The 19,318-nt window shown below is 74.0% G+C and carries 14 protein-coding genes; 7 read left to right on the top strand and 7 right to left on the bottom strand.

Translation table 11 applies throughout. The annotated features are described in order from the left end of the window. Positions 1–72 precede the first annotated feature (72 nt). A complete protein-coding gene (locus NLX85_RS20490; RefSeq protein ID WP_254337548.1) occupies positions 73–1,857 on the top strand; it encodes a hypothetical protein in 1,785 nt (594 codons plus the stop codon). Positions 1,858–1,945: 88 nt separating this feature from the next. After that, the gene (locus NLX85_RS20485; protein WP_254337546.1) at positions 1,946–3,415 is read left to right on the top strand and encodes a cryptochrome/photolyase family protein; all 1,470 of its coding nucleotides are present in this window, start codon (positions 1,946–1,948) and stop codon (positions 3,413–3,415) included. Between the two features lie 4 nt (positions 3,416–3,419). On the opposite strand, the gene NLX85_RS20480 is transcribed toward NLX85_RS20485, so the two are convergent. The 3 genes from NLX85_RS20480 to NLX85_RS20470 all read right to left on the bottom strand — a co-directional run bounded on the left by NLX85_RS20480 (position 3,420) and on the right by NLX85_RS20470 (position 9,307). Further along, on the bottom strand, positions 3,420–4,118 hold the full coding sequence (locus NLX85_RS20480) for a 1-acyl-sn-glycerol-3-phosphate acyltransferase (RefSeq protein WP_254337544.1): 699 nt from the start codon (positions 4,116–4,118) through the stop codon (positions 3,420–3,422). A 132-nt stretch (positions 4,119–4,250) separates the two neighbouring features. Continuing rightward, entirely contained in the window at positions 4,251–7,397 is a 3,147-nt protein-coding gene (ileS, locus tag NLX85_RS20475) for an isoleucine--tRNA ligase (protein ID WP_254337542.1), read from the bottom strand. Positions 7,398–7,750: 353 nt separating this feature from the next. Continuing rightward, positions 7,751–9,307 carry an alkaline phosphatase gene (locus NLX85_RS20470; protein ID WP_254337540.1) on the bottom strand — a complete coding sequence of 519 codons (1,557 nt, stop codon included), beginning with the start codon at positions 9,305–9,307 and terminating at the stop codon, positions 7,751–7,753. 130 nt (positions 9,308–9,437) lie between these two features. Here NLX85_RS20470 and NLX85_RS33490 point away from each other — a divergent pair, with 130 nt between their 5' ends. From NLX85_RS33490 to sigJ, 3 genes are all read left to right on the top strand, one after another. Continuing rightward, entirely contained in the window at positions 9,438–10,502 is a 1,065-nt protein-coding gene (locus NLX85_RS33490; RefSeq protein WP_254337538.1) for an ArsR family transcriptional regulator, read from the top strand. 241 nt (positions 10,503–10,743) lie between these two features. Further along, positions 10,744–11,184: a carboxymuconolactone decarboxylase family protein gene (locus NLX85_RS20460; RefSeq protein ID WP_091319142.1), complete on the top strand. Its 441-nt coding sequence runs from the start codon at positions 10,744–10,746 to the stop codon at positions 11,182–11,184. Further along, positions 11,181–12,068, top strand: a complete 888-nt coding sequence (sigJ, locus tag NLX85_RS20455; protein WP_254337536.1) for an RNA polymerase sigma factor SigJ — start codon at positions 11,181–11,183, stop codon at positions 12,066–12,068. The genes NLX85_RS20460 and sigJ overlap by 4 nt, the downstream gene beginning before the upstream one ends. A gap of 55 nt (positions 12,069–12,123) precedes the next feature. Here sigJ and ndk read toward each other — a convergent pair whose 3' ends face one another. Beyond that, positions 12,124–12,549, bottom strand: a complete 426-nt coding sequence (gene ndk, locus NLX85_RS20450) for a nucleoside-diphosphate kinase (protein WP_091319140.1) — start codon at positions 12,547–12,549, stop codon at positions 12,124–12,126. 144 nt (positions 12,550–12,693) lie between these two features. On the opposite strand from ndk, the gene NLX85_RS20445 reads away from it, so the two are divergent. Further along, on the top strand, positions 12,694–13,941 hold the full coding sequence (locus NLX85_RS20445; protein ID WP_254337534.1) for a VOC family protein: 1,248 nt from the start codon (positions 12,694–12,696) through the stop codon (positions 13,939–13,941). Between the two features lie 33 nt (positions 13,942–13,974). On the opposite strand, the gene NLX85_RS20440 is transcribed toward NLX85_RS20445, so the two are convergent. The 3 genes from NLX85_RS20440 to NLX85_RS20430 are packed head-to-tail and all read right to left on the bottom strand — an operon-like array spanning position 13,975 to position 18,424. Then, positions 13,975–14,478, bottom strand: a complete 504-nt coding sequence (locus NLX85_RS20440) for a DUF4233 domain-containing protein (protein ID WP_254337532.1) — start codon at positions 14,476–14,478, stop codon at positions 13,975–13,977. Next, positions 14,475–15,809, bottom strand: a complete 1,335-nt coding sequence (locus tag NLX85_RS20435; RefSeq protein WP_254337530.1) for a folylpolyglutamate synthase/dihydrofolate synthase family protein — start codon at positions 15,807–15,809, stop codon at positions 14,475–14,477. The genes NLX85_RS20440 and NLX85_RS20435 overlap by 4 nt, the downstream gene beginning before the upstream one ends. After that, complete coding sequence (locus NLX85_RS20430) at positions 15,806–18,424, bottom strand: valine--tRNA ligase (RefSeq protein ID WP_254337528.1); 2,619 nt, start codon at positions 18,422–18,424, stop codon at positions 15,806–15,808. The genes NLX85_RS20435 and NLX85_RS20430 overlap by 4 nt, the downstream gene beginning before the upstream one ends. Positions 18,425–18,494: 70 nt before the next feature. Here NLX85_RS20430 and NLX85_RS20425 point away from each other — a divergent pair, with 70 nt between their 5' ends. After that, positions 18,495–19,172 (top strand): hypothetical protein, encoded by a 678-nt coding sequence (locus tag NLX85_RS20425; RefSeq protein WP_254337525.1) that lies wholly within the window; start codon positions 18,495–18,497, stop codon positions 19,170–19,172. Positions 19,173–19,318 lie beyond the last annotated feature (146 nt).

Here is a 19,318-nt window from a genome sequence, read left to right as displayed (position 1 = left end):
GCGCGGCTGTGGATTCGTCGTGGTGGCGGGGCGGTACTAACCTCGTCACCGGCGCGAGAGGAGATTGCCGCGATGTCGCAGCCGCAGCCGGGGGCGGACCGGCCGGCCGACGGGGGCACCCCGGCCACCGGCCGGGACGGGAATCCGGCGGTCACCGAGCCGTCGGCCGACGTGCCGCCGCAGGCCGCCCCCACGCCCCCGACCACGACCGACGCATCCTCCGCGCCGGAGTCCGGGCCGGCGTCCGCCGCGCCGGACGCCGAGGCCGGGCCCACCGCACCGGGCCCGCAGCCGACCCCGTGGGCTGAACCCGCCGCGCAGGCCGACCCGGAGGCGCAGGCGGAGGCCACCGCGCCGGCCGAGCCCGCGACGCCGGCCGAACCGGAGACGCAGGCCGAACCGGAGACGCCGGCCGGACCGGAGACGCAGGCCGAGCCGGAGGCGCAGGCCGAGCCGGAGGCGCAGGCCGAACCCGACACCCAGGCGGCACGGGACACCGGAGCCGAGCCCGGCACGCAGGCCGAACACGACGGCCAGCCCGCACCCGATGCCCAGGCGGCGCCGGACGTCGAGGTGCGACCCGAGCCCTCGGCCACCGCGGAACCCGACCCGACCGCGAAGCCCGACCACACCGCGGAAGCCGACCCCACTGCGGACCCCGACCCCACCGCGGACCCCGACCCCACCCCGGTCTCGCCGGCCCATCCCGCCCGCGGTTCCGCCGCCGTGCCCGGCCCCGCCCGCGCCGCCGGCTCGGCCCCGGTCGCGCCCCGCCCCGACCCCACCCGGCTGGAGCGGCGACCCGACCCGACCCGCGTCGACGACCAGGCGGACGCCACCCCGGCCGGGCCTCCCGCGCCCCGCTGGAGCGGCTCGGCGGCCGTACCGCCCCCGCCGCCGCGCAAGCGCGCCTGGGGCGAGTCGGCCGACCTCACGCCGGTGCCGCCGGCCGACTCGCCGGAGCACCAGGTCCCGGTCGACCCGTGGGCGGGCGTGGACACCACCGGCTGGGACCTGCACTCCGCCGACTTCCCGGCGCTCCCGCCGACGCTCCCCTACACGGCGCCCTACCCGGTGCCGCACCCGCCGCCGGCACACACCCCGCCCCACCCGGTCGCATCGCCGCCGCCGCTGCGCCCGGCGCCCGCCGCCCGCCCGGCCCCGGCCCCGCCGCCGGCTGTCGCCCCGCCGGTCCCGCCGCCCCGGCCCACGCTGCCTAAGCAGCGCCGCGGGAAGACCCCGCCGGCGGTGACTGCGCCGCCGGGGTGGCAGCCGCCCAAGGGGTACGTGGCCGTGCCGGTCCGCCGCCGGCGCCGCTGGCCCTGGGTGCTGCTGCTCAGCGTCGCCTGCTGCTGCGGCGTGCCGCTCTGGTGGGTCCAGCCGCTCTCCGCCCAGTACCCGGCCCGCGCGAGCCTGCCCGACCAGCTCGGCTCGCTGCGGCTGCGCCAGGACGAGCGCAGCCAGGCCGCCGCCGAGGAGCTGAAGTCGCAGGTACGCCAGTCGCACCTGTTCGCCGAGGACACCTTCGCCGGCATCTACGGCACGACCGACGGCAAGCGGGTCACCCTGTTCGGCGGCACCGGGTTCCGGCTGAGCCCGGAGTCGGACGCGGAGGCCGAGCTGGCCCGCCTCACCGACCGGTACGCCCTCAAGCCGTCGGTGCCGGTGGAGACCGGCGTCCGGGGCCGGTACGAGCGCTGCGCGATCGGCCGGGCCGACGGCGACACGGTGGTGGTGTGCACCTCGGTCGACCACGGCAGCCTGGCCACCGGCGTCTTCACCCGACTGTCGCTGGACGACAGCGGCCGGCTGCTGGACGAGCTGCGCGAGCAGGTCGTGGTCCCCGAGGGATCCTGAACCGTCGTCACCGTTCGCAACGTATCGAACACGTAAAGGTTCCGTCTTCCTCCCGGGTCGGATCGGCCCGCGGGGCGACAATCGGGACATGTCGCGGCGTTGGCTCTTCGCTGACCAGCTGGGGCCGCACTTCCTCGACGAGCGGAAGCAGCCGGTTCTCCTCATCGAGTCCAAGGCCGTCTTCCGGCGCCGGGTCCACCACCGGCAGAAGGCCCACCTGATCCTCTCCGCGCTGCGGCACCGCGCCGCCGAGCTCGGCGACCAGGCGATCTTCCTGCGCGGCGAGACGTACGGGCAGGCGCTGCGCCGGGTCCGCGAGCCGCTGGAGGTCTGCCACCCGACATCGCGGCGGGCGCTGGAGTTCGTCCGCGAGCTGGACCGGGTGACCGTGCTGCCGGCCCGGGGCCATGTGACCAGCCTGGAGGACTTCGCCGACTGGGCGGACGGCCGGCGGGGCGCGCTGCGGATGGAGGCGTTCTACCGGTTCGCCCGGGAGCACCACGGCGTGCTGCTGGACGGCCGCGAGCCGGCCGGCGGCCGGTGGAGCTTCGACACGGAGAACCGCGAGCCGCCGCCGAAGGACGGGCGGCTCGACGTGCCGGCTCCGCCCATGCCGAAGGAGGACGACATCGACGCGGAGGTCCGGGCCGACCTGGACCGCTGGGCGCGGGAGGGCATCCGGTTCACCGGGCGGGACGGGCCGCGCCGCTTCCCGGCCACGGCCGAGGAGGCCACGGCGCGGCTGCGGCACTTCCTCCGGCACCGGCTCGCCGCGTTCGGCCGGTACGAGGACGCCATGCTCTCCACCGACCCGTGGCTGGCGCACAGCCTGCTGTCGTCCTCGTTCAACCTGGGCCTGCTGGACCCCATGGAGGCGGTCCGGGGCGCCGAGCGGGCGTACCGGCGGCAGGGCGCGCCGCTGGCCGCCGTGGAGGGCTTCGTCCGGCAGGTGATGGGCTGGCGGGACTACATCTGGCACACCTACTGGTACTTCGAGGAGGGCTGGCGGGACAGCAACGAGCTGGGCGCCCGCCGCTCCCTGCCGGACTGGTGGCGCGACCTGGACGCGGACGCGGTCGACGCGCGCTGCCTCCGGGACGTGCTCACCGGCGTCCGCGACCGGGCCTGGGTGCACCACATCCCGCGGCTCATGGTGCTCGGCAACTACGCCCTCCAGCGCGGCTGGCGCCCGGCGGAACTGGTCGAGTGGTTCCACACCCGGTTCGTGGACGGCTACGAGTGGGTGATGACCGGCAACGTGGTCGGCATGAGCCAGTACGCCGACCTGGGCCGGATGACCACCAAGCCGTACGTGGCCGGGGGCGCGTACATCAACCGGATGAGCGACTACTGCGGCGGCTGCCGCTACGACCCGCGCAAGCGGCTCGGCGAGGACGCCTGCCCGTTCACCGCCGGCTACTGGGCGTTCCTGGCCCGCAACCGCAGCCGGATCCCGGCGAACGCGCGGATGGCGCGGACCATGAAGCAGCTGAGCCGGCTCGGCGACCTGGACGCGGTGGTGGCCCAGGAGAAGCGGCGCGGCAGCGACCCGCCGTGACGCCTCAGGCGGTCGGGTCGGCGGTGGGCTCGGTGGGCTCGGCGCGCTTCGGCGCGTAGCGCGGCACGTACTCCTGGCCGGTGAGCTTCTGGATCTCGGCCATCATCTCGTCGGTCATCTCCCGCAGCGAGGTGCGGTCGTCCGACCGGCCGGTGAAGTCCAGCGGCTTGCCGAACCGGATGCTGATCTCCGCCCGCCCCGGCCGGGGCACCCGGGTGCCGATGGGCTGCGCCTTGTCGGTGCCGGTCACGCCCACCGGGATGATCGGCACGCCGGCCGCCACGGCCAGCCGCGCGGCGCCGGTCCGCCCCCGGTAGAGCCGGCCGTCGGGCGAGCGGGTCCCCTCCGGGTAGACGGCCACCAGGTCGCCGGCCTTGAGCACCGGAATGGCGGCGTCGAACGCGGACAGCGCCGCCCGGCCGCCGGCCCGCTCGACCGGGATGGCGCCCAGCCCGGTGAGCACGAACTTGGAGAACGCGCCCTTCACGCCGGTGCCGTTGAAGTACTCAGCCTTGGCCCAGAAGGCCAGGTGCCGGGGCACCACCGTGCCGAGCAGCAGCTCGTCGGCCACGGAGAGGTGGTTGCCCGCGAAGATCGCGCCGCCGGTCGCCGGGATGTGCTCCAACCCCTCCACGTGCGGACGGAAGGCCAACCGGAGCGTGGGCGCCACGGTGAGCTTGCCGATGGTGTAGAGCAGGGGCACGGGTCCTCCGGCGGTCGTACGCGAACAGGCGCTGTCACGGTAGCGGACGGGTCGACACCCGGCGGATCGGGTGGTCAGCCGTCCGCGGGGTGGTCCGGCGGCGCGGACGCCGCCGGACCCGCCATCAGAACCTCATACCCGCCGGACGGCCACCGTCACCCGCTCGCCCTCGCCGACCTCGCCGGCGAAGCCGTCGACGCCGTCGGCGAAGTCGACCGTGTCGGCCAGGACCTCCCGGGCCACGAACTCGGTGTACGCGGCGACCGCCGCGCGGACCTCCTCCGAGGCGGAGACGGCCACCACGATCCGGTCCGAGACGTCGAGGTCGGCGTCCCGGCGGGCCTGCTGCACCACGCGGACCACGTCCCGGGCCAGCCCCTCGGCGGCCAGTTCCGGGGTGACCTCGGTGTCCAGCACGACGACGCCCTCGCCGCCGGGCAGCGGCGCGGAGTGCTCGGCGTCGGCCGCGACGAGGCGCAGCTCGTACTCGCCCTCGGCCAGGGTGATCCCGGCGGCGACCGGGGCGCCGTCGTGAAGCTCCCACTCCCCCGCCTTGACCGCCTTGATCACCTGCTGGACCGCCTTGCCGACCCGCGGGCCGAGCGCCCGGGGCACCACGGTCAGCACCTGCTGGCAGTAGGCGGACACCTCGTCGGTGATCTCCACCGCCTTCACGTTGACCTCGTCGGCGACGAGGTCGGCGAAGGGCCGGAGCTGGGCCGCGACCGGGGAGGCCACGGTCAGCTTCGACAGCGGCAGCCGCACCCGCAGCCCCTTGGCCTTGCGCAGCGACAGGGCCGCCGAGGCGACCGCCCGGACGTTGTCCATGGCGGCCACCAGGTCGTGGTCGGCCGGGAACTCCTCCGCCGACGGCCAGTCGGTCAGGTGCACCGACCGCTCGCCGGTGAGCCCGCGCCAGATCTCCTCCGCGGTCAGCGGCGCCAGCGGCGCCACCACCCGGCAGAGCGTCTCCAGCACCGTCCACAGCGTGTCGAACGCGTCCGCGTCACCCGCCCAGAACCGGTCCCGGGACCGGCGCACGTACCAGTTGGTCAGCGCGTCCAGGTAGGACCGGACGGTGGCGCAGGCCCCCGAGATGTCGTACGCGTCGAACTGCCCCTGGACCGTCGACACCAGCTCGTTCGTCTTCGCCAGCACGTACCGGTCGAGCAGATGGGTGGAATCCACCCGCCGCTTCGCGGTGTAGCCGTCGGCGTTGGCGTAGAGCGAGAAGAAGTACCAGACGTTCCAGAGCGGCAGCAGCACCTGCCGCACCGCGTCCCGGATGAGCGTCTCGGTGACCGCCATGTCGCCGCCGCGCAGCACCGGCGAGGACATCAGCATCCAGCGCATCGCGTCCGACCCGTACGCGTCGAACACGTGGTAGACGTCCGGGTAGTTGCGCAGGCTCTTGGACATCTTGCGCCCGTCGGAGCCGAGCAGGATGCCGTGGCTCAGGCAGTTGCGGAACGCCGGCCGGTCGAACAGCGCGGTGGCCAGCACGTGCATGGTGTAGAACCAGCCGCGCGTCTGTCCGATGTACTCGACGATGAAGTCGCCCGGGTAGTGGTGCTCGAACCACTCGCGGTTCTCGAACGGGTAGTGCACCTGGGCGAACGGCATCGAGCCGGACTCGAACCAGCAGTCCAGCACCTCGGGCACCCGGCGCATCATCGACTTGCCGGTCGGGTCGTCCGGGTTGGGGCGGACCAGGTCGTCCACCGCCGGCCGGTGCAGGTCGGTCAGGCGTACGCCGAAGTCCCGCTCCAGCTCGTCCAGCGAGCCGTACACGTCGACCCGCGGGTAGTTGGGGTCGTCGGACTTCCACACCGGGATCGGCGAGCCCCAGAACCGGTTCCGGCTGATCGACCAGTCCCGGGCGTTGGCCAGCCACTTGCCGAACGAGCCGTCCTTGATGTGCCCCGGGGTCCAGTTGATCTGCTGGTTCAGCTCGACCATCCGGTCCTTGAACCGGGTGACCGCGACGAACCAGGAGGACACCGCCTTGTAGACCAGCGGCGTGTCGCAGCGCCAGCAGTGCGGGTAGGAGTGGGTGTAGGTGTCCTGCCGCAGCACCACCCCCCGCTCCTTCAGCTCCCGGATCACCGGCTTGTTCACGTCGAAGACCTGCTCGCCCTGGTACGGCGGGACCAGCCCGGTGAACCGGGTGTGGTCGTCGACCGTGACGACGGTCGGGATGCCGGCCGCGTTGCAGGTGTTCTGGTCGTCCTCGCCGAAGGCCGGGGCCAGGTGGACGATCCCGGTGCCGTCCTCGGTGGTGACGAACTCGGCGCCGAGCACCTGGTAGGCGTTCTCGCCGGCGTGCTCGACCAGGAAGTCGTAGAGCGGGGTGTAGCGGCGCCCGACCAGGTCGCGGCCGTACACGGTGCCGACCTGCTCGTACCCCTCCAGCTCCTTGGCGTACGCGGCCAGCCGCGCCGCGCCGACGACGTGGCGCTGCCCGTCGCGCTCCAGCACCGCGTACTCGATGTCGGGGCCGACGGCGAGCGCCAGGTTCGACGGCAGCGTCCACGGCGTGGTGGTCCAGACGCCGAGCCGCACCGGGCCACGCACCGGCTCGGGGGCCGACTCGTCGGCGGTCAGCTCGAACCACACGGTCAGCGTGGGGTCGTGCCGGTCCTTGTAGACGTCGTCCATCCGGGTCTCGGTGTTCGACAGCGGGGTCTCGCACCGCCAGCAGTAGGCCAGCACCCGGAAGCCCTCGTAGACCAGACCCTTGTCGTGCAGGGTCCGGAAGGCCCACATGACGCTCTCCATGTAGTCCAGGTCGAGCGTCTTGTAGTCGTTGGCGAAGTCGACCCAGCGGGCCTGCCGGGTGACGTACCGCTCCCAGTCCTGGGTGAACTCCAGCACCGAGGTGCGGCAGGCCTCGTTGAACCGGGCCACGCCGAGGTCGAGGATCTCCGCCTTGGTGGTGATGCCGAGCTGCTTCTCGGCCACCACCTCGGCGGGCAGGCCGTGACAGTCCCAGCCGAACCGGCGCTCGACGTGCCGGCCGCGCATGGTCTGGTAGCGCGGCACCACGTCCTTGACGTAGCCGGTGAAGAGGTGGCCGTAGTGCGGCAGGCCGTTGGCGAAGGGCGGGCCGTCGTAGAAGACGTACTCGTTCTTGCCGTCCTCCCCGGCGGGGCGGGCCTCGACCGACGCCTCGAAGGTCTTGTCGGCCGTCCAGTGCTCCAGGACCCGGCGCTCGACCGCGGGCAGGTCCGGGCTCGCCGGGACGCCGCCGGCGGTCGGGTCGTGCAACGGATAGGCCATCGGGGGTCGCTCTCCTCGCGCAGCTCACTCGTCGGTGGGTCTGCGAGGACGAGCTTCTCCGGGTTGGCCGTGTCGGCGCCCCCGGGTGGCCCGCGGTACCACCCCGCTTGACGGTCAAGGTGCGACCGCCCGCTCGTTGGTCGGCTGTGACGGGCCGTCCCGTCCGGTTCTACTGAGCCGGTCACCCGGCTGTTCTTCCGGAGGCTCACCGGTGATGGCCGGGTCGTCGCCTGTGTGCCCACAAGAGTACTCGACCCACCGCCCGTCCCGCCCCCGAGTATCGCCCCGGCCCGGTGATCATGAGGTTGACGGCGACGGCCGGGATCGTCGTCGCCGTCAACCTCATGATCGACCTACCGGGTGGGGGCCGGGAGGGTCGTGGTCCAGAGGGAAGCGCCCGTCCGGTCGCGGAGGTTCACCGTCAGGGCGGCCGTCCCGCCGTCGATCTCGACCTCGCCGAAGTGCTGGAAGCCCTCCGCCGGGGAGGTGTTGGCGCGGGGCGGGGCGTGGACGAAGACGGCCTGCGGGCCGAAGGTGCCGTCCAGGGCGTTCGGGCCGAAGGCGCCGGCGTGGGCCGGGCCGGAGACGAACTCCCAGAACGGGGTGAACTCGCCGAACGCCGCCCGGGCCGGGTCGTAGTGGTGGGCCGCGGTGTAGTGCACGTCGGCGGTGAGAAACACGAGCCCGGTCACCCCGGCCCGGTGCACGGCCCGCAGCACCTCGGCGAACTCCCGCTCGCGGCCGGCCGGCGCGCCCGGGTCGCCCTGCGCGACACCCTCCTGCGCGGCCGGGCCGTCCGGCACCACGAGGCCGAGCGGCAGGTCGTTGGCGATCACCTTCCAGGTCGCCGTCGACCGGGTCAGCTCTCCGACCAGCCACTCCCGCTGCTCCCGCCCGAGCAGGCCGCGGCCCGGGTCGGCGTACGTGTTGCCGTCGTTCGGGTCCTTGTACGTGCGCATGTCGAGGACGAAGACGTCCAGCAGCGGCCCGTACGACAGCTTCCGGTAGAGCGGGCCACCGGCGGCGACCGGCAGCCACTCGTGGAACGCCTGCCGGGCCCGGGCGGCGAGCACGTCGACCCGCTTCTCGGCGTACCGGTCGTCGACGAGGATCTCCCCCGGGTACCAGTTGTTCAGCACCTCGTGGTCGTCCCACTGGTTCACCTGGGGCACCTCCGCGGCGAACGCCCGCAGGTGCTCGTCGAGCAGGTTGTACGCGAACTGCCCCCGGTACTCGGCCAGGGTCTCGGCGACCTTGCTCTTCTCCGGGGTGACCAGGTTGCGCCAGATCCGGCCGTCGGGAAGCGTGACGGTCTCGGTGAGCGGGCCGTCGGCGTACACGGTGTCGCCGCTGCACAGGAAGAAGTCGGGGCGGCGCTCGCGCATCGACCGGAAGATGGCCAGGCCGTCGAAGTCCGGGCTGATCCCCCAGCCCTGCCCCACGATGTCCCCGGTCCAGACGAACCGCACGTCCCGGCGCTGGTGCCGCCCCGGCGCGGTGGCGAACGAGCCGGCCAGCGGATCGCTGCACAGGCCGGGCCGGTCCAGGCTCTCCACCCGGACCCGGTAGTACAGCCGTTCGCCGGCCGGCAGGCCGCGCAACCGGACCCGGCCGGTGAAGTCGCCGGTCGGGTCGAGCACCGGCCCGCGCACCACGCGCGCCCCGCGCAGGTCGGGCCGGCGGCTCAGCTCCACCAGCATCCGGCCGGGCCGGTCCGCGCGGGTCCAGACCAGCGCCGAGTCGGCGGTCACGTCGCCGCTCTGCACGCCGTGGGTGAGCAGCGGCCGCCCGGCCGGCCGCCAGGCGGGGGCGGCGAGCGCGCCGGGCGCGCCGAGCACCGCGCCGCCGGCGACGCCGGCCCCGGCCACCAGGCCGGCGCGGAGCAGCGTACGTCGGTCGAGTTGCGTCATGGATCCTCCCGGTTCAGAAGTCGCCAGGCCGGTCTACCGGCCCGACATGACCGGGGGTGCCGCCCGAGGTGGCCGGCACCTCAACGACGGCTGTCGAAACCCGCCACGCCGGTACCGGTAGCCTCGCGGCGTGATCCGGATCCATCTGGACGACCGGACCGTGGCCCACACCCGGATCGCGGTCAGTCCGCTGTGGGAGATCCAGGCCGGCTTCTGGCTGCTGCACCGCAACCCCGACGAACTGCCCTGGCCCTACACCGACTGGGCGAAGCAGGCCCGCCGGGTGCTGGCCGGGCTGCCCGACTCGGCGCCGCTGCGGGTCTACCTGGACGCCGGGCCGAACATGCCGGACTTCCTCAGCCCGATCCCGCCCACCGCCGCGCCCAGCCTGGCCGAGGAGACCGCCGCGCTGCGGGACACCCCCGCGGAACTGGTCGCCGAGCAGCTCGCCCGGCACTGGCCGGACGGTGTCCCGGACTGGCTGCGCCCGTACGCGACCGACCCGCGCGCCGCCCTCGACCGGGTCGCCGACGACCTGCTCGGCTGGTGGGAGGCGGCGCTCGCGCCCTGGTGGCCGGCGATGCGGGCGGCGCTGGACGAGGAGGTGCTGCACCGGGCGCGGGCCCTGGCCGCCGACGGGCCGGACGCTCTCCTGGCCGACCTGCACGAGCAGGCCCGGTGGGAGCGGCCGGTGCTGAGCGTGGTGAAGCAGTGGGAGCAGGAGGTCCGCGCCGCCGACCAGCGGCTGCTGCTCATCCCGCTGATCTTCTCCGGCGGCGGGCTGGCCTGCTCCACCGACCACCCGAACGTGGTGGCGGTCTCCTACCCGGCCCGGGGCGCGGCGCTGCTGGCCGCCGGGCCGGTCGGGCACCCGGACCCGGCCACCGACCGCCTGGCGCTGCTGCTCGGCCGGGGCCGCGCCACGGTGCTGCGGGCGCTGGCCCGCCCGGCCACCACCGCCGGCCTGGCCGCCGCCCTCGGGCTGGCGCCGAGCACCGTCTCGGAGCACCTGTCCGCGCTGGTCGCCGCCGGGGTGGTCCACCGCCGGCGGGTCGGCCGCCGGGTGCTCTACGGGCTGGAGCCGACCGGCGCCGCGCTGCTGGGCCTGCTCTCCGGCGAGCCGGTGGACCGGACGCCTGAGGATTCGGCCATGCCCGAATCCATGGCGCCGACGGCCGTCCCGCGCCTAGCGTGACCCGCGCAGCACGGTCCCGCCCGGTGGTCGCCTCGCGTCCGCCCGGGTCAGTCGGCCGACGCCGCGGGGCGGGGAGCGGCCCGCGGCGTCGACCGGGGGTCGACACGGGGAGCTGTCCGGCCCGGTCCCCCCAGGCGGCGCCCGGGCAGCTCCCCCATGACCACCGTCACACCTCGCGCCGTCACACCGCCCCGGCCCCGATCCGTCGTACGGGCGTACCGACGAGATGAGGGAGGCGGCCATGAGCCGAATCGACATGCCGGCGGTGGTGCCGCAGGCGTACCAGGCGGTGCTCGGCCTGGAGAAGTACGTTCAGAAGAACGTGGACCACACCGTTCTGGAGCTGGTCAAGCTGCGGGCGTCGATGCTGAACGGCTGCTCGTTCTGCGTGGACATGCACAGCCGGGACGCGCTGGCGGCCGGGGAGTCCAGCCGGCGGCTGTTCGCCGTCGCGGCGTGGCGCGAGGCGCCCTTCTTCACCGAGCGGGAGCGGACCGCGCTGGCACTGACCGACTCGGTGACCCGGCTGGGCGAGCACGGCGTGCCGGACGACGTGTGGGACGCCGCCGCGAAGGTCTGGTCGGAGAAGGAACTTGCCGATCTGGTGGTCGCCATCGCCACAATCAACGTGTGGAACCGGATCTCGGTGAGCACCCGCACCGAGCCGCCGGTCGAGGTGTGACCTCACCCTCGGCGGCGGCGCAGGCGGCCGGTGCGCTCGTCGCGCACCGGCCGATGCTGCTCGGGCTGGCGTACCGGCTGCTCGGCAGCCTGCACGACGCCGAGGACGTGCTCCAGGAGGCGTACCTGCGCTGGCTGGACGTCGACCGGGACAGCGTGGCCGAACCGCGCCGCTACCTGTCCCGGGTCGTCACCCGGCTCGCCCTGGACCGGCTGCGGGCCCGGCAGGCGGCCCGGGAGACGTACGTCGGGCCGTGGCTGCCCGAGCCGGTGCCGACCGATCCGTCGCCGTTCGGCCCGCTGGACACCGTCGAGCAGCGGGAGACGCTCTCCACGGCGCTGCTGCACCTGCTGGAACGGCTCACCCCGCCCGAGCGCGCGGTCTACGTGCTGCACACCGCCTTCGCCCTGCCGTACGCCGAGATCGGCGACCTGCTGGACCGGTCCGCGGCGGACTGCCGGCAGCTGCACCACCGCGCGGTCGCCCGGATCGCCGACGGCCGGCGGCGGTTCACCGCCGGAGCGGCGGAGCAGCGCCGGCTGCTGGACGCCTTCCTGGCCGCGGCGCGCGACGGCGACCTGGCCCGGCTGACCGGCCTGGTGGCCGACGACGCCACCGCCTGGAACGACGGCGGCGGCCGGGTCGCGTCGGCCCGCAACCCGGTGTACGGCGCAGAGCGGATCGCCCGCTTCTTCACCGGCCTGTACCACCGCCGTCACCCGGGCGTCCGGGGCGCCCCGATCGAGCTCAACGGCGCGCCGGCGCTGCTGCTGCACCTGCCGTCCGGCGCCCGCTACACGCTCTCCGTGGCCGCCGCCGACGGCCGGATCACCGGCTTCTACCTGATCGGCAACCCCGACAAGCTGGACCTCCTGCCCGGCTGAACACGCGCCGCGGCCCCGGCCCGCGGGCGCGGGACCGGGGCCGTGGCGAAGCCCGTCAGCCCAGTTCGGGGAACCAGAGGCCGATCTCGCGCTTGGCGCTGTCGACCGAGTCGGAGGCGTGCACCAGGTTCTCCCGGTTGGAGAGGGAGAAGTCGCCGCGGATCGTGCCGGCGGCGGCCTTGCGGCCGTCGGTGCTGCCGATCATCCCGCGGACCACCTCGATCACCTGGTCGCCGGAGAGCACCAGGGCGACCAGCGGACCGCCGGTCATGAACGCCTTCAGCGGCGGGTAGAACGGCTTGTCCACGTGCTCGGCGTAGTGCTGGTCCGCGAAGTCGCCGTCCATGGTGCGGGTCACCAGCGCGTCGATCCGCAGGCCCTTGCGCTCGAAACGGGCGAGGATCTCCCCCACCAGACCGCGGCGGACCGCGTCGGGCTTGATCAGTACGAGCGTGCGCTCGTCCGGGCTGCTGCTGGACACGCTGGTTTCCTCCTGTGCGCGGAACCGGGTCGGGCTGGGTACGGTCAGCGTAGCGACCCGGTCCCGGCGCCGGCGCGGCGGCTGCTCCTTCCCTGGGTCGTCGCGGCGGCCTAGCCTGGCCCTGGAACCCCTGGGAGGTCCACTGTGGCGAATGGCGGGAACCGACCGATCGCGCCGGTGCGCAAGCTGATCGGCGCCGTGCTGGGCACCCTGGCCACCTTCGTGATCCTGTTCGGGCTGGGCATGACGAGCTGGGCCATCGTGGCGCTCGGTTTCGCCCTGCTGGTGCTGGCCATCGCGCTGGCCACGGTCCGCGGCGGCGGCCGCACCTGGGTTGTCGGGCTGGGCCACGTGCACAGCGCCTCCGAGCCGCCCACCCAGTACGCCTTCGGCCGCTGCGAGCTGCAACTGGTGATCGACGCGCCCGGCCTGCCGCCCCGGTCCAAGAAGATCATCGAGCCGCGGGTCCCGGTCGCCAAATGGCCGTCGCTGGGCCAGGCGCTGCCCGTCCGGGTGGCCCTGGACGACCAGCGGCACGTCCGCGTGCTCTGGGACGAGGTGCCCACCCACGCCGAGACCGCCGCCGCGGTGGCCGACCTCCCGCCCGAGTACGCCGACCCGGACCCGGTCGACGAGGTGCTCATCGGGCAGGAGGCCCCGCCGTGGGCCGACCGCGCCCCGGAGGACGACTTCCGCGACGACTACCCGCCCGCGCCGGACCCCCTCCTCGACGACCTCACCGTGCTGCCGGAGGAGCGGGAGCCGGTGGTGCTGCACCAGCGCCCCGGCGGCGGGGTGGTGCTGGAGGGGCAACTGGTCGAGCCGACCGTGGGCGGCCCGCTCCCCCGCCGGGCCCCGGCGCCGCGCCCGCCCGCCGAGGAGCGGTTCGACACCGTGCCGGTGGACCCCATCGACGTCCCGCTGGACGAGCCGGCCGGCGAGGCGCCGCCCACCCCGGAGGAGCTGGACGAGGCCATCTTCGGCCCGGCCGGCGACGAGGAGCCGGTCGAGGTGGCGAGCCCGATCAGCGGGGTCGGCATCACCCTGCTCGTCACCGACCTGGACCGGTCCCTGGACTTCTACCAGGACCTCGGCTTCGACGAGCTGGACCGCGGCGAGGGCAACGCCGTCCTCGCCTCCGGGCCGACCCGCCTGGTGCTGCGCCGGGTGACGGGGGCCGCCCCGATCAGCCGCCGGCTGGTCCACGTCAACCTCGAGGTCGACGACATCCAGGCGGCGTACGAGCGGCTGCGCGGCTCGGGCGTCCGGTTCACGTACGCCCCGCGGGTCGTCAACCGGGGCACGAAGCTGGAGGTGTGGGCGGCCGCCTTCCGCGACCCGGACGGGCACGGCGTCGCGCTCACCCAGTGGCGCACCCTCGCCGACGCCTGAGCGCCCGCCCCGCAGCCGGCGACCGGGCCCCGCTCAGCCGAGGATGACCCGCCGCACGTGCAGCGCGTACGCCCACACCAGCGCGAACATGACGCCGAGCGCGAACAGCGACCAGTGCAGCAGGCCGGAGAGCAGCAGCAGGCCCTGGAGCACCGTGCCGGCGTGCCAGGCCCAGGCCCGCTTCATCTGGCCGGCGAGCGCCACGCAGGCGACCGCCAGCGCGACGATCGCGGCGATGGCCGCGCCGCTCAGGTCGCCGCCGACCACCCGGATGGGCTGGATGGCCAGCAGCAGGACGAGCGCCTCCAGGGCGAGCGTGCCGGCGCCGAGCCCGCGGACCGCCTTGTCGGGGTTGCGCAGCCCGGACCGCCGCTGCCCGCCGCCCTCGGCCTGAGCGCCCTCGGCCTGAGCGCCCTCGGCCTGAGCGCCCTCGGACGGGGTGCCCTCGGACGGGGCGCCCTTGGTCTGGGCGCCCTCGGTCTGGGCGCCCTCGGTCGGGGCACCCGTGCCGGGGCGCTCCTCCACCGGGCCGGTCATCGCTTGAGCAGCCGGCGGGCGTCGGCCACGGTCACCACCGATCCGGTGACCAGCACGCCCACCCCGGCCAGCTCGCCCGGCACGTCGGACTCGGCCTCGGCGACGGCCGCCTCGATGGCGTCCGGCATCTCCTCGGTCACCTGCACCCGGTCCGGCCCGAAGGTCTCCCGGGCCAGCGCGGCCAGCTCGTCGACGGGCATCGCCCGGGGCGAGCTGTTCGCGGTGACCACGATCGAGTCGAGCACCGGCTCCAGCAGCTCCAGCAGGCTGGCCGCGTCCTTGTCGCCGAGCACGGCGAGCACGCCGACCAGCTTGCTGAACGCGAACTCCTCCTGGAGCGCCGTGACGGTGGCGGCCATCCCGTGCGGGTTGTGCGCGCCGTCGAGCAGGATCGTCGGGGCGGTACGCACCTTCTCCAGCCGCCCCGGCGAGCTGGTCGCCGCGAAGCCCTCCCGGACCGCCTCGATGTCGAGCTGCCGCCGCGCGCCGGCGCCGAGGAACGCCTCCACCGCGGCCAGCGCCACGGCGGCGTTCTGCGCCTGGTGGGCGCCGTGCAGCGGAATGAAGATCTCCTCGTACACGCCGCCCAGGCCCTGGATGGTGAGCACCTGGCCGCCGACGGCCACCGCGCGGCGCAGCACGCCGAACTCGGCGCCCTCGCGGGCGACGGTGGCGCCCACCTCGGCGCAGCGCTCCAGGATCGGACGGGCGGCCTCCTCCTCCTGTGCCGCCGCGATCACCGTGGCGCCGGAGTGGATGATGCCCGCCTTGTGCAGCGCGATGTCCTCGATGGTGTCGCCCAGCCACTCGGTGTGGTCCAGCCCGATCGGGGTGATCACGGCGACCCCGGCCTGGATCACGTTGGTGGCGTCCTCGGCGCCGCCGAGCCCCACCTCCACCACGGCGACGTCCACGGGGGCGTCGGCGAAGGTGGCGAAGGCCAGCGCGGTGGTCAGGTCGAAGTAGGTAAGCGGCTCCTCGGAGCGCTGGTCGACCAGCTCGGCGAGGGGCGCCACCTCGCGGTAGGTCGCCACGAAGCGGTCCTCGCTGACCGGCTCGCCGTCCAGGCTGATCCGCTCCCGGACGGTCTCCAGGTGCGGGCTGGTGTAGCGGCCGGTGTGCAGCCCGAACGCCCGCAGCAGCGAGTCGATCATCCGGGCGGTCGAGGTCTTGCCGTTGGTCCCGGTCAGGTGGATCGACGGGTACGCCCGCTGCGGGCTGCCGAGCAGGTCGAGCAGGCTCTCGATCTTCTCCAGCTCGAAGCGCATGCGAGTGAAGCCGCGCGCGTTCAGCGCGGCCTCCACCTCGGCGAATTCGGTGCGGTCGGTCACGACGGCAGCGCCTCCAGTGCGGCATCGATCCGGACCAGATCCGCCTCGGCCACCGCCAGCCGCTCGCGGATCTTGGCGACCACGTGGTCGGGGGCCTTGCCGACGAACGCCGGATTGCCCAGCTTCGCCCGCGCCTGCGCGGCCTCCTTCTCGGCGGCCGCCCGGTCCTTGGTCAGTCGGGCCCGCTCGGCGGCCACGTCGATCGAGCCCCGGGTGTCCAGCGCGACGCTGACCTCGCCCGGCATGGCGAGGGTGGCGCTGGCCTGGAAGTCGTCGCCGGGCGCGTCGAGCCGGACCAGCGAGCGGACCAGCGGTTCGTGCGCCGCGATGCCCGCGCCGGCCAGGCCGTCGAGCCGGGCCGCCACCCGCTGCGTCGGGCGCAGCCCCTGGTCGGACCGGAACCGCCGGATCTCGGTCACCACCCGCTGGAGGGTGCCGACCTCGACCTCCGCGGCGTCGTCGACGAGGGTACGGTTGGCCGCCGGCCAGGCGGCGGTCATCACCGTCTCGCCGCCGGTCAGCGCGGTCCACAGCTCCTCGGTGACGAACGGGATCACCGGGTGCAGCAGCCGCAGCAACTGGTCCAGCACGTGCCCGAGCACCCGGCGGGTGGCGTCGGCGGCCGGCCCGCCCTCGGCGAGCACCGGCTTGCTCAGCTCCACGTACCAGTCGCAGACGTCGTCCCAGGCGAAGTGGTAGAGCAGGTCACAGACCTTGGCGAACTCGTACGCCTCGAACTGCTCGTCCACCTCGGCCGTGACGTGCGCGAGCCGGGAGAGGATCCACCGGTCGACGGTCGACAGCTCCGCCGGGGCCGGCAGCGGCCCTTCGGTGTGCGCGCCGTTGAGCAGCGCGAAGCGGGTGGCGTTCCAGAGCTTGTTGCAGAAGTTCCGCGAGCCCTGGCACCACTCCTCGCTGACCGGCACGTCCTGACCGGGGTTGGCGCCCCGGGCCAGCGTGAACCGGGTGGCGTCGGCGCCGAACCGGTCGATCCAGTCCAGCGGGTCGACCACGTTGCCGAACGACTTCGACATCTTCTTGCCGTGCTCGTCGCGGACCATGCCGTGCAGGGCGACCACGTCGAACGGCTGCACGCCGTCCATGGCGTAGAGGCCGAACATCATCATCCGGGCGACCCAGAAGAAGAGGATGTCGTAGCCGGTGACCAGGACGCTGGTCGGGTAGAACTTCGCGAGGTCCGGGGTGCGCTCCGGCCAGCCGAGGGTGGAGAACGGCCACAGGCCGCTGGAGAACCAGGTGTCCAGGACGTCCTCGTCCTGCCGCCAGCCGTCGCCGGTCGGCGGCTCCTCGTCGGGGCCGACGCACACGATCTCGCCGTCCGGGCCGTACCAGACCGGGATGCGGTGACCCCACCAGAGCTGCCGGGAGATGCACCAGTCGTGCATGTTGTCGACCCAGGCGAAGTAGCGCTTGGCCAGCTCGGCCGGCTCGATCTTCACCCGCCCGTCGCGCACCGCGTCGCCGGCCGCCTTGGCCAGCGGGGCGGTGTTGACGAACCACTGCAGCGACAGCCGCGGCTCGACCGTGGTCTTGCACCGGGAGCAGTGCCCCACGGCGTGCACGTACGGCCGCTTCTCGGCCACGATCAGGCCCTGCTCCCGCAGCGCCGCCACGATCGCCGGGCGGGCCTCGTACCGGTCCAGGCCCTGGAACGGGCCCGGCGCCGTGATGATGCCGCGCTCGTCCATGATCGTGAGCTGCGGCAGGTCGTGCCGCTGGCCGATCTCGAAGTCGTTCGGGTCGTGCGCCGGGGTCACCTTGACCATGCCGGTGCCGAAGCTCGGGTCGACGTGCTCGTCGGCGACGATCGGGATCCGCCGGTCGGTCAGCGGCAGGGCCACCTCGGTGCCGATGAGGTGCCGGTAGCGCTCGTCGTCGGGGTGCACCGCGACCGCGGTGTCGCCGAGCATGGTCTCGGCCCGGGTGGTGGCCACCACGACCTCGTCGCTGTAGCGGATCGAGATCAGCTCACCCTCGTCGTCGGTGTGCTCGACCTCGATGTCGGAGAGCGCGGTGAGGCAGCGCGGGCACCAGTTGATGATCCGGTTCGCCCGGTAGATGAGCCCGTCGTCGAAGAGCTTCTTGAACATGGTCTGGACGGCCCGGGACAGGCCCTCGTCCATGGTGAAGCGCTCGCGGTCCCAGTCGACCGCGTCGCCGAGGCGGCGCATCTGGCCCAGGATGGCGCCGCCGGACTCGGCCTTCCACTGCCAGACCCGCTCGACGAACTTCTCCCGACCGAGGTCGTGCCGGGACAGACCCTCGCCGGCGAGCTGCCGCTCGACCAGGTTCTGGGTGGCGATGCCGGCGTGGTCCATGCCGGGCAGCCAGAGCGCCTCGTAGCCCTGCATCCGCTTACGCCGGTTCAACGCGTCCATGAGGGTGTGCTCGAACGCGTGGCCCATGTGCAGCGAGCCGGTGACGTTCGGCGGCGGGATGACGATGGTGAAGGGCGGCTTGTCGCTCTGCGCCGACGCCCGGAAGTGGCCGGCGGCTACCCACTGCTCGTACCGTCGCTGCTCTACCTCGCCGGGCTGGTACTGGCCGGCAAGGGTCGGGGCGTCGGGGCGTCGGGCATCCAGTCTCTCGGTCACCCTGAAAGTCTACGGAGCGCTTTCGGAGACCCGACGTGCGCCACCTGTTAGTTCGCGTACGGTGGCGGACATGTCCGACGCGCACCTCACCGAGCGTCCGGTCGACGACGGCCCCGAGCCGGTCGACCTGACCGACGAGCCGATCCGGCTGAGCCGCCGCGACCCCGCGCTGGAGCCCGAGCGGCGCCCCGCCTCGCGGCGGCGGAAGATCGCGCTCACGGCGGCGCTCGTGGTGGGGCTGGCCGGCGCCGGGGCGCTCGGCCTCGGCGGCTGGCGGGTGCTGGCGGAGAAGGACACCGAGCTGAGCACACCGGCCACGGTGGCGGGGCTCGCCCGGGACGACAGCGACCGGGCCCGCAGCACCGCCGACTACCTGCGCGACGGTTTCGCCGCCGACATCGAGCTGGACCGCAGCTTCGGCACGGTCTACACCGATCCGGCGGACGCCAAGCGGTCGGTGCTGCTCTTCGGTGGCACCACCCTGCTGTGGCAGCCGGAGCGGGACCTGGACAGCCTCTTCGGGCTGATGGCCGACGAGACCGGCAAGGTGACGGGCCTGCGCGAGGTGGACGCCGGCCGCCTGGGCGGTGTCATGAAGTGCGGTACGACCAGCGGCGACGGCGGCGACTTCGCGGTCTGCGGCTGGGCCGACCACGGCAGCGTGGCGATGGGGATGTTCCCCGGCCGGTCGGTGGACGAGTCCGCGGCGCTGTTCCGCCAGCTCCGCGAGGGCATCCAGCACCGGTGAGCGGCCGGCGCCCCTCGGGGCGCCATTTCACTCGCAAACGCAGTCAGGGCCACCCCGAAGGGTGGCCCTGACTGGAAGATTGTCCGGCGGTGTCCTACTCTCCCACACCCTCCCGAGTGCAGTACCATCGGCGCTGGAGGGCTTAG

Source organism: Micromonospora sp. A3M-1-15 (genome assembly GCF_024213425.1).
GTDB classification, from domain to species: Bacteria; Actinomycetota; Actinomycetes; order Mycobacteriales; family Micromonosporaceae; genus Micromonospora; species Micromonospora chersina.
This window is presented reverse-complemented; position numbering and strand designations above follow the sequence as displayed.

What these genes read in the sequence shown, in the direction of transcription:
- NLX85_RS20490 (WP_254337548.1), top strand. Translation starts at nt 73, where the DNA reads ATGTCGCAGCCGCAGCCGGGGGCGGACCGGCCGGCCGACGGGGGCACC.
- NLX85_RS20485 (WP_254337546.1), top strand. Translation starts at nt 1,946, where the DNA reads ATGTCGCGGCGTTGGCTCTTCGCTGACCAGCTGGGGCCGCACTTCCTC.
- ileS (WP_254337542.1), bottom strand. Translation starts at nt 7,397, where the DNA reads ATGGCCTATCCGTTGCACGACCCGACCGCCGGCGGCGTCCCGGCGAGC.
- NLX85_RS20470 (WP_254337540.1), bottom strand. Translation starts at nt 9,307, where the DNA reads ATGACGCAACTCGACCGACGTACGCTGCTCCGCGCCGGCCTGGTGGCC.
- NLX85_RS20460 (WP_091319142.1), top strand. Translation starts at nt 10,744, where the DNA reads ATGAGCCGAATCGACATGCCGGCGGTGGTGCCGCAGGCGTACCAGGCG.
- NLX85_RS20440 (WP_254337532.1), bottom strand. Translation starts at nt 14,478, where the DNA reads ATGACCGGCCCGGTGGAGGAGCGCCCCGGCACGGGTGCCCCGACCGAG.
- NLX85_RS20425 (WP_254337525.1), top strand. Translation starts at nt 18,495, where the DNA reads ATGTCCGACGCGCACCTCACCGAGCGTCCGGTCGACGACGGCCCCGAG.